This is a genomic window from Pseudomonas sp. TH04, assembly GCF_016651355.1.
GTDB lineage: Bacteria > Pseudomonadota > Gammaproteobacteria > Pseudomonadales > Pseudomonadaceae > Aquipseudomonas > Aquipseudomonas fluorescens.
The window spans coordinates 4,291,524-4,307,988 of record NZ_JAEKEA010000001.1; the positions used below are offsets into that span (position 1 = coordinate 4,291,524).

Sequence of the window (16,465 nt, forward strand, 5' to 3'; positions counted from 1 at the left end):
TCCTCATAAACGTATGGACAGGCCATCGGCCAGGGATTGTCGATAGGCGCGCCACGCGGGCACGCTGCCCATCAACAGCGCTGCTGCCAGGATACCGGCGAGCAAGGTCCATTCATATTCGCTGGGCCATGACATCGGCAGGTCCAGGCCATAGTTGGCCTGCAAATACCCGCGCGACGCGGCGATGCACACGTACAGCAGGCCTGTGCCTGCAACCACGCCGGACAGTGCCAGCGCGAAGGCTTCGAAGATCAGCAGTGTTGCGATGTGCCAGGGGCGTGCGCCGACCGAGCGCAGGATCGCCATCTCACGGCGGCGCTCGTTGAGGCTGGTGAGGATCGCCGTGAGCATGCCGATCAGGCCGGTCAGCACCACGAACAGCGAGATCACGAACAGCGCTTTTTCGGCGGTGCCCATCATGCTCCACAACTCTTGCAGCGCCACACCGGGCAGGATCGCCAGCATCGGCTCACTGCGAAATTCGTTGATCTCGCGTTGCAGCGCGAAGGTGGAAATTTTGTTGTTCAAGCCGAGCATGAACGCAGTGATCGCCTGCGGGGTCAGGTCCATATTGCGCGCCTGATCGGCGCTGATGCGGCCTTTGCCTTGGGCGGGTACGCCGTTGTGCCAGTCGATATGAATCGCTTCCATACCGCCGAGACTGATGTGCAGCGTGCGGTCTACCGGCGTGCCGGTGCGCTTGAGAATGCCGACCACGGTGAACGGTTTGTCATCGTGTTTGACCAGGCTGACCACTGCCACACCGTGGGCCAGCACCAGCTTATCGCCGAGCTTGTAATGCAGGGCGTCGGCGACTTCAGCACCCAGCACCACTTCGAACGGGTCGGTGGCGAAGGCGCGGCCGCTGGCCAGTTCGAGGTTCTGCTTGCGGCCGTACTGGTAGTGCTCGAAGTAGGCTTCGTTGGTGCCCATCACCCGGTAGCCACGGTGCGAGTCGCCAAGGGAAATCGGGATTGCCCATTTCACTTGTGGGTCGGCGGCGAAGTGCTCGTAGCTGTCCCAACGGATGTTGTTGGTGGCGTTGCCGATGCGGAACACCGAGTACAGCAGCAGGTTGACCGAGCCGGAACGGGCGCCGACGATCAGGTCGGTGCCGCTGATGGTGCTGGCGAAGCTGTTGCGCGCCTCGACGCGCACGCGCTCCACCGCCAGCAGCAGGCACACCGACAGGGCGATGGCGAACGCGGTGAGGATCGCGGTAAAGCGGCGGTTAGCCAGGCTGGCCATGGCTAGACGAAACAAATACATCTCAAACCTCTGCGGGCGTGGCGGCGCGATTGAGTTCGGCCAGCGACAGGTTGCGGTCGAACAACGGCGCCAGGCTCTGGTCATGGCTGACAAACAACAGGCTGGCGCCCGCGTCGCGGCATTCGGCGAACAACAACTGTATGAATGCTTCGCGAGCGTCGTAGTCCAGGGCCGAGGTGGGCTCGTCGGCAATCACCAGTTCCGGTTGGCCGATCAACGCACGGGCTGCGGCCACCCGTTGTTGCTGGCCGATGGACAGCGAGTCGGCACGCCGCTCCAGCAGGTTTTTGTCGTTCAAACCCAAATGCGCGAGCAAGGTCGCGGCGGCCTGGTCCACACTGCCGTGGCGCTGAATCGCCCGTTGCGCGCGCAGCTTGGAAAAGTGGCAAGGCAACTCGACGTTCTCGCGCACCGACAGAAACGGCAGCAGGTTGAACTGCTGGAAAATGTAGCCGGTGTGGTCGACGCGGAAGCGGTCGCGGGCGCTCGCCGACAGCTCGGTCAATTCCTGGCCGAGCAGGCGGATGCTGCCCTGGCTGGGTTTCTGCACGCCGCCCAGCAGGCCGAGCAGGGTGGTTTTGCCACTGCCGCTCGGGCCCTTGAGAAACAGCGTTTCCCCCGCTTCCAGGCGGAACGCGGGAATGTCCAGCAACTGTGGGTGGCCGGGCCAGTTGAAGCCCAGGTCAGACAGTTCGATTAACGCTTGGGTCATGGGGAATCAGGGTCGCCTGGTGGTAGGAAGTAGCGCCGATCCACTGTGGCAGCAGGCAAGCCAGCCCCACAGTGATCGGGTTTTCACATCAGAATTTCAGGGTAGCTGCCTGTGCCGTCGCTTCCACACCTTGCTGGCCGCTTGGGCCGATCAACTGCACGTTGATTTTTTGGGTGGCAGGGAAGGTCTTGAACACTTGGCTCAGGTCCAGAGTGCTCAGGGCCGTCGGCGTGGCGCAGGTGAACTGGTAGTGGGCGTGGATTTCGCTGTGATCATGATGATGCGCGTGGGCGGCTGCGCCTTTGCCGTCGGTGGCGTGGTCATCATCATCGTCGTCGTCATGATCGGCTTCAGGCTTGTCGCCGAACAACGGGCTGTTGAGCTCCTGGGTGCTGATCACGCAACCGGCAGCTTTAGGCAAGTTGAACAGGGCCAACGGGTTTTCCAGCTGTTTGCGGCTGGCCGCGACCTTGGCTTTATCGGCGGGGGTGGTGGCCTGATGTTCAAAACCCACGAGGTTCATGGCCGGGCTGTCAAATTCCAGCTCCAGCGCCTGGCCGTCGAGCACCGCATTGAGGCGACCGACGCCGTGTTCGTGGGCGCCCAGGCTGCCGTGCTCGTGTTCATGGTCGTGGTCGTGCTCGTCAGCCGCATGAGCAATGGCGAGTGGCAGCAGGGCAAACGGCAAAGCGAGCAGCAGACGGCGCATGTGTAGGCTCCAGAACATGAAAGTTTTGTTATGTAATCTTATAACGATAGGCCGCGAGTTTGAACGCCCGCTTGGCGATGCGCAAGTCGCGTGGGAGCATGCGGGTCGGAAAAATGCTGGGAGTAAGGACGATGTTACGCATTCGTGGAACCGTCGGCGACTTGCCGGTGGATTTGACCCTGGAACTCGACGACGGCGATTGGGCACGGCTGGGCGCGCATTTGCAGGCGGCGCCGGCAGCCAGCGTGCCGACTGCTGCACCGGTCAAACACACCGACGATCTGTGGCAGAGCGCCCAGGACCTGTTGCGCCAGGCCGGGCAACTCAATGGGCTGGAGTTGCTCGACCAGTTGGAAGGTTTGGCAGGTGACGCGGCGTCAGGCAAGCGCCTGTTGGTGCGCCTGCGCCACAGTGCCAGCGTGAAAGTCGCCAGCGGCGGGGATACGCCGCTGTACAGCTGGGTCGGCGATTAATACAGCGCGGCGAACAACTTGCGGCGGTACACGGTGACCAGCGGGTGGTCATTGCCGAGCAATTCGAATACTTGCAGCAAGGTCTTGTGCGGCAAGCCTTCGCTGTAGCTGCGATTGCGGATAAACAGCTTGAGCAGGCCTTCCAGCGCGGCGTCGTATTGCTGGCGAGCGAGTTGCTGAATGGCCAACTGATAGGCCGCTTCATCGTCCTGCGGGTTTTGCGCCAGGCGGCTTTTCAAGTCGGCGGCGTCCGGCAAATCGGCCGCCTGGCGCAGGAAGGTAATTTGCGCCTTGGCCCCGGCGAGGGCGGCTTTGTGGTCGTCGCTTTTTACGGCGTCGAGCACGGTCTGGGCTTCGCCCAACTCACCGCGCTCGGCCAGGCAACGCGCATACAGGATCAGCGCGGCGGCGTTGGTGTTGTCTTCGCCCAGCAGTGCGACCAGGACCGCTTCGGCATCGCTGACACGGCCTTCGGCAAACAACGCCTGGGCCTGTTCCAGTGGGTCAGCGGCCGCTGGCGGCGGCATCTGCACATGCGGCTCCAGCATCGCCCTTACCGCAGACTCCGGCTGCGCCCCGGCAAACCCGTCCACGGGCTGGCCGTCCTTGAACAGCACCACGGTGGGCAGGCTCTGAATGCCAAAACGCGCGACGATATCCTGCTCGGCCTCGCAATCGATCTTGGCCAGCAGCAGCTCGCCTTGATAACTCTCGGCAATTTTCGCCAGCATGGGCATCAACGCCTTGCACGGCGCGCACCACTCAGCCCAGAAATCCACGAGTACGGGTTTTTCGAAGGAGTTCTGGATCACGGCCTGGTCGAAGTTGGCGGTGGTGACGTCGAAGATGTACGGCGTGGGCTCACTCATGGGGCGTCTCGAATCAAGCGGGAATGGGGCAACTATAAGGGGATGCAGTCCAGATCGCCATCGCGGGCAAGCCCGCTCCCACAGCGGCACTCAGTCATCTGTGGGCGCGAGCTTGCCCGCGATGGCCTCAAGAGCGCCGCGAATGGTACAGGCTCACCTTGCGAAACTCCCAAGGCTCGGCCAGATCGGGCAGGGTCAGCGCATCAAGGATTTCCAGGCGTTGGTAAGCCGGGTGCTGGAAGTCGCGTACCCGCGAGTCTGCCACCAGTGCCTCGCGGCCACGGGTAAGGAACTGGTCGAGCAGCGGCAGGTTGGCGCGGTCGTAGAGCACGTCGGCGACCAGGATCAGGTCGAAGCGGTCGGCTTCGGCGAAAAAGTCTGCTGAATAACTCAGCTCCACCGCGTTGAGTTCGGCGTTTACCCGGCAAGCGGCCAATGCCAGCGGGTCTAAATCACACGCGACCACTTCCCGCGCACCCGCCTTGACGGCGGCGATCCCGGCCACGCCGGAACCGGCGCCAAAATCCAGCACGCGTTTGCCGGCGACCCACTCGGGGTTGGCCGCCAGGTAGCGCGCCAGCGCCAGGCCGCTGGCCCAGCAAAAACTCCAGTAGGGCGGTTCATGCAGGATGCGTCGGGTCTCTTCGGGGCTGAAGGCGCGGTCCATATTGTCCGCGTCGAGCAGCCACAATGAGAGCGCGGTGCCCGGCAGTGGGCAGGGCACCAATTGCGCGTCGCCGATCAGTTCGCTCAGCGCCCGTTGCAGGTCCAGCGGTGGCGTCATGGTGCCTTGACGAGTTGCAGGGGGCCGGTGGTCTGGGTGATGGCTTGGGTGATGCGCACGGCAGGCAGGTGCAGGATCAACTGGCCGGACTGGCTGGCGCGACCGCGCAATTCAACCCGCGCACCGGCCGGGAAGGCGTCCGGGTTGAAGCGCAGACGGAAGGCCACGGGCTTGCCGTTGCCGGTCAGCACACTGCTGGCGAGCAGTTGTTGCGGGCGGTTGCGCTCGTCGATCACCAGCAGCGCCAGTTCGACTTCGGCGTTGGCCGGCACGCCGTTGAGGGTGCCGTTGATTTCACGCTGAAACGCCGGCAGCGGGCCCAGGTCTTCAATACCGGGGACTTTTTTCTCTTGGGCGGGCGTTGGTTGCGGTACCGACGGTTTCGGGGCTTCGCTGCTGCAGGCGACCAGGAAACTGAACAGGGTGAGTAAAACAAGTGGTCGTAACTGCATGTACGGCTCCAGAAAGGGCAAAATCCGTGGCTTAAAAAATATGAAACATAATAGTCAGCCTATATACCGTAAAGGCTATGGCTTGTCTTGCCATGGGGATGCGCTACCATGGCCCTCCCTTTTTTTGTTGCCTGCCACCATGCACTGTCCCTTCTGCGGTGCCAACGACACCAAGGTCATTGACTCACGTCTGGTCGCCGAGGGCGATCAAGTACGTCGCCGGCGTGAATGCCTGGCCTCTGGCTGCGGTGAACGTTTCACCACCTTCGAAACCGCCGAACTGGTGTTGCCACGTCTGATCAAGTCCGACGGCAGCCGCCAGCCTTTCGACGAAGAAAAACTGCGCGCCGGTATGCAGCGCGCGCTGGAAAAACGCCCGGTGAGTGTCGAGCGCCTGGAAGCTGCGCTGGCGCATATCAAGCACAAGCTGCGTGCGACCGGCGAGCGCGAGGTCAAGAGCCTGGTGGTTGGAGAGCTGGTGATGGGCGAGCTGCAAAAGCTCGACGAAGTCGCCTATATCCGTTTCGCCTCGGTGTATCGACGCTTCCAGGACCTCAATGAGTTCCGCGAAGAGATCGACCGCCTGGCCCGTGAGCCGGTAAAGAAATGACCGCACCTTCTGCAGAACAGGCCATCCTCGACGCCCATTACATGGCCCGCGCCCTCGAATTGGCGCGCAAGGGCGTGTACACCACCCATCCCAACCCGCGTGTGGGCTGCGTGATTGTGCGGGATGGGCAGATTGTCGGCGAAGGCTGGCATGAGCGCACCGGCGAACCCCATGCCGAGCCGAATGCGTTGCGCGCCGCCGGTGACAAGGCGCGTGGCGCCACGGTGTACGTGACCCTTGAACCCTGCAGCCACCACGGGCGGACACCGCCTTGCGCCGATGCACTGGTGAGCGCCGGTGTCGCGAGAGTGGTCGCCGGGATGCAGGACCCCAACCCGGAAGTGGCCGGGCGTGGCCTGCAGCGTTTGGCCCAAGCCGGTATCGAAACCCACAGCGGCGTGCTGGAAAGTGAAGCGCGCGCGCTCAACCCGGGCTTCCTCAAGCGCATGGAACACGGCCTGCCGTTCGTGCGGGTCAAGCTGGCGATGAGTCTGGACGGCCGCACCGCGATGGCCAGTGGCGAAAGCCAATGGATCACCGGCCCTGCCGCCCGCGCCGCCGTACAGCGCCTGCGCGCCGAGGCCAGCGTGGTGTTGACCGGTGCTGATACGGTGCTGGCCGACGGTGCCCGCCTGACCGTACGTGCCGCCGAACTGGGCCTGGACGAAGCCACCACTGCGCTGGCCATGTCCCGCCCGCCATTGCGCGTGCTGATCGACGGCCGCCTGCGGGTGCCGCTCAACGCGCCATTCTTCAAGGCCGGCCCGGCGCTGGTCATCACCTGCGTTACCCCAGAGAACCAGTTCCCCCGTGGGCCCGAATGCCTGGTCGTGCCAGGCGTTGACGGTCAGGTTGACCTGCGCTCGGCGCTGGTCGCGCTGGCGGCCAGGGGTGTCAACGACGTGTTGGTCGAGGCCGGCCCAAGCCTGGCGGGGGCGTTTGCCCAGCAGGGGTTGGTCGACGAGTACGTGATATTCGTCGCCGGCAAGTTTCTGGGCTCCGCCGCCCGCCCTTTGCTGGACTGGCCGCTTGATAAACTCGCCGACGCCCCCCAACTCAAGATCACTGAAATGCGCGCTGTAGGCGATGACTGGCGAGTCACTGCCATCCCTCTTCCAGCAGCGAGCGTATAATTCTGACCGGGCGCTCAAGCGCCCGTCCCGTTTTCCAGGAGAAGGCCATGTTCACCGGCATTATCGAATCCATCGGCAGCATCCGCGCCATGACCCCCAAAGGCGGTGATGTGCGCTTGCTGGTTGAAACCGGCAAGCTCGACCTGGGCGACGTCAAGCTGGGCGACAGTATCGCCGTCAGCGGCGTGTGCCTGACCGTCATCGAGCTGCCGGGCAATGGCTTTGCCGCCGACGTCAGCCGGGAAACCCTGGACTGCACCGCGATGAACGACCTCAAAGCCGGCAGCCCGGTCAACCTCGAAAAGGCGCTGACCCCAACCACCCGACTCGGTGGCCACCTGGTCAGCGGTCACGTCGACGGCGTCGGCGAGGTGGTGGCGCGCAGCGAAAACGCACGTGCCGTGGAATTCCGCATCCGTGCGCCCAAAGAGCTGGCCAAGTACATCGCCCACAAAGGCTCGATCACCGTCGACGGCACCAGCCTGACCGTGAACGCCGTGAATGGCGCCGAATTTGAACTGACCATCATTCCCCACACCCTGAGCGAAACCATCATGGCGTCATACCAGCCAGGTCGCCGGGTGAACCTGGAAGTCGACTTGCTTGCCCGTTACCTGGAGCGCTTGTTGTTGGGCGATAAGGCCGCAGAGCCAACCGGGAGTAACATCACTGAAAGTTTTCTGGCCGCTAACGGCTACCTGAAATCCTGACCAAGGGGGTGCCGCGTGGCGCTCAATAGCATCGAAGAACTGGTTGAAGACATCCGCCAAGGCAAGATGGTCATCCTGATGGATGACGAAGATCGCGAGAACGAAGGCGATATCATCATGGCCGCCGAGGCCTGCAAGGCTGAGCACATCAACTTCATGGCCAAGCACGCCCGTGGGCTGATCTGCATGCCCATGAGCCGCGAGCGTTGCGAATTGCTCAAGCTGCCCTTGATGGCGCCGCGCAACGGGTCGGGTTTCGGCACCAAGTTCACCGTGTCCATTGAAGCGACCACCGGCGTTACCACCGGTATTTCTGCCGCAGACCGCGCACGCACGGTGCAAGCCGCCGCCGCCAAAGACGCCAAGGCGGAAGACATCGTCAGCCCCGGCCACATTTTCCCGCTGATGGCCCAACCGGGCGGCACCCTCGCTCGCGCCGGCCACACCGAAGCTGCCTGCGACCTGGCGCGCATGGCCGGTTTCGAGCCGAGCGGCGTGATCTGCGAAGTGATGAACGACGACGGCACCATGGCCCGTCGCGCTGAACTCGAAGCCTTTGCCGCCGAACACAACATCAAGATCGGCACCATTGCCGACCTGATTCACTACCGCATGATCCACGAACGTACCGTTCAGCGGATTGCCGAGCAGCCGCTGGACAGCGAACTGGGCCAATTCAATTTGGTGACCTACCGTGATTCAGTGGAAGGCGACGTGCACATGGCCCTGACCCTGGGCACCATTTGCGCCGACGAACCGACCCTGGTGCGCGTGCACAACATGGACCCGCTGCGCGACCTGCTGATGGTCAAGCAGCCCGGCCGCTGGAGCCTGCGCGCCGCCATGGCGGCGGTCTCCGCGGCAGGCAGCGGTGTGGTGTTGCTGTTGGGTAACCCGGTGGATGGCGACGTGTTGCTCGCGCATATTCGCGAAACCGCCGAGAACACGCAGGTCAAAACGCCGACCACCTACAGCATCGTCGGTGCCGGTTCGCAGATCCTTCGCGACCTGGGTGTACGCAAAATGCGCTTGATGAGTGCACCGATGAAATTTAATGCGATATCCGGTTTCGACCTGGAAGTTGTAGAATACGTGCCCTCCGAATAACGGCCGGCTATTTTTGCCCCTTGTTCGCGGTTAAATCATCACTGAGGGACGCACTTTTCGCGTCCCGGCTCTTTAAGAGATTTGTCGAATGACCCTGAAGACCATCGAAGGTACCTTCATCGCCCCCAAAGGCCGCTATGCCCTGGTAGTTGGCCGCTTCAACAGCTTCGTGGTTGAAAGCCTGGTAAGCGGTGCCGTTGACGCCCTGGTTCGCCACGGTGTGAGCGAGAGCGATATCACCCTCATCCGTGCCCCTGGCGCCTTCGAAATTCCTCTGGTTGCGCAAAAAGTTGCCCAACAGGGTGAGTACGCGGCGATCATCGCCCTGGGCGCGGTCATTCGTGGCGGTACTCCGCATTTCGAATACGTGGCGGGCGAATGCACCAAGGGCCTGGCCCAGGTGTCCATGGAGTTCGGCGTGCCAGTCGCTTTCGGCGTACTGACCGTCGATTCCATCGAGCAAGCCATCGAGCGTTCCGGCACCAAGGCCGGTAACAAAGGCGCTGAAGCAGCCCTGTCCGCGCTGGAAATGGTCAGCCTGCTGTCGCAGTTGGAGGCCAAGTGATTTCTGACGAGAGCGATCAGTTCAACCCTCAGGACCCACGCCCTGCGGATGCCGGCAAGCCATCCAAAAGCGAGAAACGACGTAAAGCACGTCAACTCGCCACCCAGGCGCTGTACCAGCGTTTGCTGGCGGGCGCTTCGCTGAACGAAATCGAAGCGCAGTTTCGCGTCGATAACGACTTCACGTTTGCCGATCAGAGCTACTTCCACGACATCCTGCACGGTGTGCATGCCAACCTGACCGAGATCGACACGGCACTGGCGCCATGCCTGGACCTGACCATCGAAGAGCTGGACCCGGTTGAACTGTGCGTGATGCGCCTGTCGACCTGGGAGCTGCTCAAGCGCGTCGACGTGCCGTACCGCGTGGTCATCAACGAAGGTATCGAGCTGGCGAAAGTCTACGGTTCGACCGACGGCCACAAGTTCGTCAACGGCGTGCTCGACAAGCTGGCCCCGCGCCTGCGCGAAGCCGAAGTGAAGGAACACAAGCGCTAAGTTGCGCTTGAGTTCCTGTGCCTTGCCTTACCAATGCGTTCCTGTTTTGGTGAGTGGCTGTTGCTGCCAGACAAGGCGCCGCGACGACTCATAGCGTGCTATGGGGAGGAGCGGCAACGCAGTATGGCGGCAACAGACGCCGCCAAAAAGGAACCGCAGTGGTGAGGCAGGGCACATTGATGGGTGAGTTCGAGCTGATCCGCAAGTACTTCGCCGCCGCGCCGTGTGCGCAGGGCGGTGAAGGTATTGCCCTGGGGATCGGCGACGACTGCGCCTTGCTGGCGCTCCCCGCCGGGGAGCATTTGGCAATCTCCACCGATACCTTAGTGGCCGGCGTGCACTTTGCCGACCCGTGTGACCCGTTCCTGCTCGGCCAGCGCTCGCTGGCCGTGGCAGTGAGCGACCTGGCCGCCATGGGCGCCCATCCCCTCGCGTTTACCCTTGCCCTTACCACCCCGACGGTTGATGCCGATTGGCTGCAACGCTATGCCCAGGGTTTGAATGCCATGGCGCAAAGCTGCGGTGTGGGCCTGGTGGGCGGCGACACCACGCGCGGGCCGCTGAGCCTGACCCTGACGGTGTTTGGTCGAGTGCCGGCCGGGCAGGCATTGACGCGCAACGGTGCACAGCCGGGTGACCTGCTGTGTGTGGGTGGTGAACTTGGCAATGCCGCTGGCGCCTTGCCGTTGGTGCTGGGGCAACGTACGGCTGACGCCGCCATCGCTGAGCCGTTGCTCGCCCATTACTGGTCACCGCAACCGCAGTTGGCACTCGGCCTGGCGCTTCGCGGCAAGGCGACATCGGCCATGGATATTTCCGACGGCTTGTTGGCCGATTGCGGGCATATCGCCAAGGCGTCGGCTGTCAGCCTGCTGGTTGAGCGTCAGGCGTTGCCGCTGTCCGCGGCGTTGCTGGCGTTTGTCGGTGATGATGAAGCCCGTGTTGCCGCGCTGAGTGGGGGCGACGACTACGTGCTGGCCTTCACCTTGCCCCGCGCCGAGTTGGCACCCTTGTTGGCGAACGGCTGGCCGATCCATGTGATCGGCCGGGTCGAGGCAGGGCAGGGCGTGACGCTGCTCGACGCCACTGGGCAAGACATCACCCCGGTCGTGCGCGGCTATCAACATTTTCACGAGGCGCCGTAAGCCCACGAGCATGCGCTACCCTCTATACCGTTATCACGGTGTAGGAGGTTGTCACCATGGTTGTGCGCCGCTGGCTGCTGATCATGATGTGTGCCGCGTCGCTGGTGCTGGCAGATGAAGCCCCCGTCCCTGGCAAGGTGGTGCTGGCCAGCGAGGAATGGAGCAACTACACCAACAAAGATGGCAGTGGTCTGGCCTGGGATGTCTTGCGTCAGGTCTTCGAACCGGCCGACATCACCGTGCAAACCCGCACCGTGCCCTATACCCGCTCGATCGGGCTGGCCCAGCGGGGTGAGGTGGACGGCTGGGTGGGCGCCTATCGCGATGAAGCCAGCGGCGTGTTGTACCCGCACTGGCACTTCGACGCCGACCACATCTACGCACTCGGCTTGGCAACGGCGCCGACGCCGAGCCTCGCCACCCTGGGCAATTACCGCTTGGCGTGGGTGCGCGGCTATAAGTACGAGGCGTACTTGCCGAACCTGCACCGCTTCAACCAGATCGAGCGCCGTGACAGCATCCTGCCGATGCTGCAACACGCTCGCGTCGACTTCTATATCGACTCCCTTACCGAAGCCAACCTCGTGCTGAGTCAGTCGGATGAGCCGTCGCAATTCAAGCTCACTCATATTGCCGAGCTGCCGCTCTATGTAGGCTTCGCCGACACTGAGCGCGGGCGCGCCTTGATGGCCGTCTATGACCGGCGCATGGCGGCCTTGATCGACAGTGGCGAGCTGAAGCCGATTTTCCTGCGCTGGAAACAGCCGTATCCATTCTGACCTGCATAGAACCTGGACGAAGGCCAATCGAACCGATTGATCTTTATCAGCGATAATTCAGCTTAAGCGTCCGTAGGAACCTGCTGTTACAATGACGCCCTCTGTGAAATCTGAAATCAGGAGCACACGGTGCCCGTCGTTTTCGTCGCTGCTTCCAAGCTGCCTACCCCTTTTGCCACGTTCACCATGAATGGCTTTCTCGAAGAGGCCAACGGGCGCGAGCACGTTGTGCTCAGCCTGGGTGACATCGCCGACGGCGCGCCGGTGCTCGGCCGCGTGCACTCCGAGTGCCTGACCGGCGACGCGCTGTTCAGCCAGCGCTGCGACTGCGGATCGCAATTGGAAGCGGCCATGCGGGCGATTGCCCGTGAAGGCCGTGGCGTCTTGCTGTACTTGCGTCAGGAAGGCCGTGGCATTGGCCTGATGAACAAGATACGGGCTTACGAGCTGCAGGACGGCGGCGCCGATACTGTCGAAGCCAACGAGCGCCTGGGCTTCGCCGCCGACCAACGTGACTACGGCATCTGCCTGCCGATGCTGGAACATCTGGGGGTGAAATCCCTGCGCCTGATGACCAACAACCCGCGTAAGGTCAAAGCCTTGACCGACATGGGCATCACCGTGGCCGAGCGTGTGCCGCTGCACACCGGGCAAAACCCGCATAACAAACTCTACCTGGCCACCAAAGCCAGCAAGCTCGACCACATGATGGGTAACGAGCATCAAGGCGAGGTCGACCGCGCGTGACCCGTGGCCAGGTAAAACGCCGACTGTCCTTCAACTGGTGGCAGTACCTGGCCCTGGCAGTGCTCCCGTTGTTTGTCATCAACCTGGTGTTTGGTCAGGCCGAATCCCTGCTTCCCGTACTGGCCATGCCGTTCTTTATTGCCGGCGTGGCCTCGATGTTTCTGAGCCTGCGTTATTTCCATGGCTATAAACACGCGCTGATTGCCACTTCCAAAGCCCTCGACACGCCCGAAGAACCGGCTGCCTGGATCACCCTCGCGGCACGTCGGCGAACGGCGTTGCTGGTGGCTGCCCTGCCAGCCTGGATCGGTGCGTTAGCGGTGTTTGTCGGCCTGGAGGCGGTGCCGCTGTGCCTGCTGGCGCTGTCGACGCTGGTGCTGTTTTACCTCTATCGCATTCCGCGTCAGTTGGGATGAGGCGTTACTGGCTGGCGGTCCTGCTGCTGGTCTTCAGTGCCCAGGCATTGGCGGTCGAGCGGGTGGTCAGCCTGGCGCCGTCGCTCTCTGAAATTGTGCTTGAACTGGGCGCTGCCGACTTACTGGTTGGCGTGCTCGATGGCGGCGACCGGCCGGCGGCGTTGGCGAACGTGCCGTCGGTGGGGCATTACGGGCAACTGAACATGGAGCGCCTGCTCAGCCTCAAGCCCGACCTTATTCTGTTATGGCCCGGCAGCATTGGCCCGGCACAGCGCGAGCAGTTGCTGCGCCTGAATATCCCCGTGTACGTCGCTGAACCTCACAGCCTTGAACAACTGACCACCCAGATCCAGGCGATTGCTCAACAAGTGGGCCGCGAGGAGGCTGGCCGGCAGTTAGCCGCGCAGTTGCGCCAGCGTCTGGTCGAGCTGCGCCAGCGCTATCAGCGTACCGAGCCGTTGCGAGTGTTTTACCAAGTGTGGAATCAGCCGCTATACACCGTCGGCGGCGGGCAGATCATCAGCGATGCCCTGGCGGTCTGCGGGGCACGCAATGTGTTTGCCGACCTCAAGCTGCCGGCGCCGCAGGTCAGCGTCGAGTCGGTGTTGCAGCGCAACCCGCAGCTGATTCTGGCCGCCGATCAGGCACAACTCGACGCCTGGAAGGCTTGGCCCCAAATCGCCGCAGTGGCCGACGCTCGGTTGCAGATTGTGCCGGATAAGGGGCTGGAGCGGCCGAGTGGGCAGATGGTCGAGGCTATTGCGAAGCTCTGCCAGTCAATCGCGCCCGAGCGCTGATTAACCATCGTAGTTTCGCCTTATACGTTCGGATTGATCTGTCATGAATGCCGGACGTTGCCGCCAGAACTGCATGAGCCACGATGTTAGTTTCGCTGCCTGCCCACTCGGGTTGATCAAGCAGCTTAAGGACACATCATGCGTTACTTTTTGGCGTTGGCAGGTATGGCCCTCACATTGGCGTTAATCAGCGGGTGCGATCTCTCCCAACGGATCACCGCGCTCAGGACATTCGGTGCTCATCCTGTGGTGGACCGCTCTTCGTCGATGGACAGCACCCAGCAGGACATGCTGAACATTCAGGCACCCACGAAAATCACCGCTATCCGTGGCGGCACGGCACAGTGCTTCGATTACGCATTGGCACGTGACGGGAAAAAAGCGGATTACTTTGTGTCGTTCACCTCGCAGGGTTGGGCTAACGCCTGGGGGTATTCAACCTGCAGCGCAGCGCTGGCAGACGGCAGCCTTGCATCCAATGCGCGCATCAACAGAATCCCTCAGCGTTGATGGCGTGTTACCGCCATCGCGCTGGTGTGCGCGCGCACCGCGGCTGAGCGCCCGCGATCGGTCACCTGTAGGCAATTGGGTATTAACAGAACCCAGTGTCCGGCAGAAAATTTCTGCGGCAAGGCTGAGTCTTGATCGAGCGTGTGTTCGCAAGCATCGTCCATCAGACGGCTTGTGGCGTTTGCGTGCGTCTTCTGACTGCTTGCCTTGGAACACGGTTTTTTCCGCTACTGCGCCAGGTCCATCGAGATTCAATGTATGGCTAAAACATTGGCGTCCAGGTGACCCCGAACATCCATGCCCGGCCTTCTTCGCGATAATGCTGATTGTTCTGGAAATTGAGGTCCTGGTAGCTGTACATCGCCCTGGCATAGGTCTTGTCTAGCACGTTATCCACCTTGATCGACAGCAACACCTCGCGGCTCAACGCCCAACTGCTGCGCAGCCCCAACAACGCGTAACCGCCCAGGCGATTACGATTGTCTTCATCGTCGTAACTGCTGCTGATCGCTTGCCAGCTGGCGCCGACGCTCAACTGATCGAATTGTCGATCCAAATCCACGTTCAGCGTGCGGCGCGCACGGCGGGCCAACGTGTGGCCGGTATCGCGGTCACGCGGGTCGATGATCGAAACCCCCAGGTTGCCCTGCCAGCCGAACAGCTCTTGCTTGAGCGCCGCTTCAACGCCATTGATACGCGCCGACGCCACGTTTTGCGGCTTGCTGGTGCTGTCGAGGATGATCGCGTTGCTTAAGTCGGTGCGATACAGCGAGGCCTCTACGCGTGTGCTGTCACTCAGTTGGCTGCGCCATTGCAGCTCGTAGCTCTTCGAGGTCTCGGGCTGCAGGTTGGGGTTGCTGTACTGGGTGTCAGGGTAATAAAGGTCGTTGAAGGTCGGCGCGCGGAAGCCTTCGCTGTAGCTCAGCAGCACGTCATTGTCAGGGTTGATCGGCACGGTAAGGGTGCCGCTCCAACTGTTCTGGCTGCCAAACTGCTGGTTCTGGTCGCGCCGCAGGCCCAGTTCCGTGGAGAACCGCTCGCTATGGAAGCGATGCTGCACAAAGGCGGCACGGTTCCAGCGGCTGTTTTCGGTAAAGGCGGTGCTGCCGTTGAAGCGATCTTCGTACCCGTCACCGCCGAGAATCAGGCTGTTCTGATCATCGAGCGTCAGGTCGTTCTGCCAGTTGAGCGAATCGCGATAGGTGTTGAATACACTGAAATCAGCGCTGAGCTTATCGCGCTTGGTGTCGCGGTTTTCGCTGTGGCCCAGCTCCAGGCGCGACTGCCAGCGCTCATTGAGCTTGGCGTCGACATAGCCACTGGCGCTGCTCACGGTGTAGTCGGTGTAGGGTTTTTGCCCGACACTTTGCCCGCTGGCGGCGTCGTAGCGGCCGAAGCTGTTGTCGTACTCTGACTTGCCACGGTTATCCAGCAGGTTGAAGCCCACTTCCAGCGCATCGTTGATGGCGTGGCTGAGGTTCAGGCTAATCGATTGATTGCGATAGGCATCACGGTCGCCATCGCTGGCAAACGACGCGTGGGAGGCGTTGATCCCCGCCGTTTCATCCAGGCTCGCCCCCAGGTTGAAGCGTGTGTGCTCGTCACCGCCGGAGAGGCCAAGGCTACGCTCCCACGTCTGGTGGCTGCCAAACCCCAGCTTCAGGCGCGGCTGCAGGCCTTGTTCGGCATTACGCCGGGTAAATATCTGGATCACCCCGCCGATTGCATCGCTGCCGTAGATCACCGAACGTGAGCCGCGCAGCACTTCCACGCGTTCAATCTGATCGACGTTCAGGTACTGCAACCCGCTGTCACCGGAGGTGGTATTGGCGATACGTTGGCCATCGACCAGCACCAGGCTTTGCGCGGATTTGGTGCCGCGAATGTAGATCCCCGGCAGGCTGCCACGGCCACCGGTGCGCGCCACTTGCACGCCGGGTACGCGGCTGAGCAGGTCGGTCACGCTGGTCGGTTGCAGGCGGTCAATGTCATCGCGGGTGAACACGGTGTTGGCCGCACTGCTGTCATTGCGGGCCTGCACCTGACGGTTGGCGCTGATCACGACGTCCGGGAGTTTAAGCGCGTCGTCGCGCTCGAAGGCATCGGCGAGCAAGTCAGTGCTGGGGAGCAGCAGCAAGGGCAGGGCAAAGCGAAAGCGGGTCATGGGCTGTCCCTGGCATT

The 16,465-nt window shown here is 62.3% G+C and carries 20 protein-coding genes; 13 read left to right on the forward strand and 7 right to left on the reverse strand.

The window, feature by feature from the left end:
- Positions 1-3: 3 nt before the first annotated feature.
- From JFT85_RS19275 to JFT85_RS19285, 3 genes are all read right to left on the reverse strand, one after another.
- Entirely contained in the window at positions 4-1,269 is a 1,266-nt protein-coding gene (locus tag JFT85_RS19275) for an ABC transporter permease (protein ID WP_201230278.1), read from the reverse strand.
- A gap of 1 nt (position 1,270) precedes the next feature.
- Complete coding sequence (locus JFT85_RS19280) at positions 1,271-1,981, reverse strand: ABC transporter ATP-binding protein (protein ID WP_053258242.1); 711 nt, start codon at positions 1,979-1,981, stop codon at positions 1,271-1,273.
- An 88-nt stretch (positions 1,982-2,069) separates the two neighbouring features.
- Positions 2,070-2,690 (reverse strand): DUF2796 domain-containing protein, encoded by a 621-nt coding sequence (locus JFT85_RS19285; protein ID WP_053258241.1) that lies wholly within the window; start codon positions 2,688-2,690, stop codon positions 2,070-2,072.
- A 131-nt stretch (positions 2,691-2,821) separates the two neighbouring features.
- Between JFT85_RS19285 and JFT85_RS19290 the strand changes: the two genes are divergently transcribed.
- Positions 2,822-3,163: a hypothetical protein gene (locus JFT85_RS19290; protein WP_053258240.1), complete on the forward strand. Its 342-nt coding sequence runs from the start codon at positions 2,822-2,824 to the stop codon at positions 3,161-3,163.
- Here the strand turns inward: JFT85_RS19290 and trxA are convergent.
- The 3 genes from trxA to JFT85_RS19305 form a co-directional block, all read right to left on the reverse strand.
- A complete protein-coding gene (gene trxA / locus JFT85_RS19295; RefSeq protein ID WP_053258239.1) occupies positions 3,160-4,032 on the reverse strand; it encodes a thioredoxin in 873 nt (290 codons plus the stop codon). The genes JFT85_RS19290 and trxA overlap by 4 nt on opposite strands.
- Positions 4,033-4,159: 127 nt before the next feature.
- Entirely contained in the window at positions 4,160-4,816 is a 657-nt protein-coding gene (locus JFT85_RS19300; RefSeq protein ID WP_069551241.1) for a class I SAM-dependent methyltransferase, read from the reverse strand.
- Positions 4,813-5,268, reverse strand: a complete 456-nt coding sequence (locus JFT85_RS19305; RefSeq protein ID WP_053258237.1) for a YbaY family lipoprotein — start codon at positions 5,266-5,268, stop codon at positions 4,813-4,815. The genes JFT85_RS19300 and JFT85_RS19305 overlap by 4 nt, the downstream gene beginning before the upstream one ends.
- A 139-nt stretch (positions 5,269-5,407) precedes the next feature.
- Between JFT85_RS19305 and nrdR the strand changes: the two genes are divergently transcribed.
- From nrdR to JFT85_RS19365, 12 genes are all read left to right on the forward strand, one after another.
- Positions 5,408-5,878 (forward strand): transcriptional regulator NrdR, encoded by a 471-nt coding sequence (gene nrdR, locus JFT85_RS19310; protein WP_053258286.1) that lies wholly within the window; start codon positions 5,408-5,410, stop codon positions 5,876-5,878.
- On the forward strand, positions 5,875-7,011 hold the full coding sequence (gene ribD / locus JFT85_RS19315) for a bifunctional diaminohydroxyphosphoribosylaminopyrimidine deaminase/5-amino-6-(5-phosphoribosylamino)uracil reductase RibD (protein WP_078827413.1): 1,137 nt from the start codon (positions 5,875-5,877) through the stop codon (positions 7,009-7,011). Before nrdR ends, ribD begins: the two co-directional genes overlap by 4 nt.
- Before the next feature lie 47 nt (positions 7,012-7,058).
- Positions 7,059-7,721, forward strand: a complete 663-nt coding sequence (locus JFT85_RS19320; RefSeq protein WP_116629434.1) for a riboflavin synthase — start codon at positions 7,059-7,061, stop codon at positions 7,719-7,721.
- Positions 7,722-7,736: 15 nt separating this feature from the next.
- Positions 7,737-8,828, forward strand: a complete 1,092-nt coding sequence (gene ribBA / locus JFT85_RS19325; protein ID WP_053258234.1) for a bifunctional 3,4-dihydroxy-2-butanone-4-phosphate synthase/GTP cyclohydrolase II — start codon at positions 7,737-7,739, stop codon at positions 8,826-8,828.
- An 88-nt stretch (positions 8,829-8,916) separates the two neighbouring features.
- Positions 8,917-9,393, forward strand: a complete 477-nt coding sequence (gene ribH / locus JFT85_RS19330; protein WP_003194576.1) for a 6,7-dimethyl-8-ribityllumazine synthase — start codon at positions 8,917-8,919, stop codon at positions 9,391-9,393.
- Complete coding sequence (gene nusB, locus JFT85_RS19335; RefSeq protein ID WP_053258233.1) at positions 9,390-9,890, forward strand: transcription antitermination factor NusB; 501 nt, start codon at positions 9,390-9,392, stop codon at positions 9,888-9,890. Before ribH ends, nusB begins: the two co-directional genes overlap by 4 nt.
- 179 nt (positions 9,891-10,069) lie before the next feature.
- A complete protein-coding gene (gene thiL, locus JFT85_RS19340) occupies positions 10,070-11,035 on the forward strand; it encodes a thiamine-phosphate kinase (RefSeq protein ID WP_053258232.1) in 966 nt (321 codons plus the stop codon).
- Positions 11,036-11,091: 56 nt separating this feature from the next.
- Positions 11,092-11,814 carry a substrate-binding periplasmic protein gene (locus tag JFT85_RS19345; protein WP_053258231.1) on the forward strand — a complete coding sequence of 241 codons (723 nt, stop codon included), beginning with the start codon at positions 11,092-11,094 and terminating at the stop codon, positions 11,812-11,814.
- Between the two features lie 129 nt (positions 11,815-11,943).
- On the forward strand, positions 11,944-12,561 hold the full coding sequence (ribA, locus tag JFT85_RS19350) for a GTP cyclohydrolase II (RefSeq protein WP_053258230.1): 618 nt from the start codon (positions 11,944-11,946) through the stop codon (positions 12,559-12,561).
- Positions 12,558-12,977, forward strand: coding sequence for a nuclear FMR1 interacting 1 family protein (locus JFT85_RS19355; protein WP_053258229.1), 420 nt, complete (start codon positions 12,558-12,560; stop codon positions 12,975-12,977). Before ribA ends, JFT85_RS19355 begins: the two co-directional genes overlap by 4 nt.
- Positions 12,974-13,774, forward strand: coding sequence for a cobalamin-binding protein (locus JFT85_RS19360; protein ID WP_201230280.1), 801 nt, complete (start codon positions 12,974-12,976; stop codon positions 13,772-13,774). The genes JFT85_RS19355 and JFT85_RS19360 overlap by 4 nt, the downstream gene beginning before the upstream one ends.
- A gap of 138 nt (positions 13,775-13,912) precedes the next feature.
- Positions 13,913-14,284 carry a hypothetical protein gene (locus JFT85_RS19365; RefSeq protein WP_078827408.1) on the forward strand — a complete coding sequence of 124 codons (372 nt, stop codon included), beginning with the start codon at positions 13,913-13,915 and terminating at the stop codon, positions 14,282-14,284.
- Positions 14,285-14,546: 262 nt separating this feature from the next.
- On the opposite strand, the gene JFT85_RS19370 is transcribed toward JFT85_RS19365, so the two are convergent.
- Positions 14,547-16,448 (reverse strand): TonB-dependent receptor domain-containing protein, encoded by a 1,902-nt coding sequence (locus JFT85_RS19370; protein ID WP_201230282.1) that lies wholly within the window; start codon positions 16,446-16,448, stop codon positions 14,547-14,549.
- Positions 16,449-16,465 lie beyond the last annotated feature (17 nt).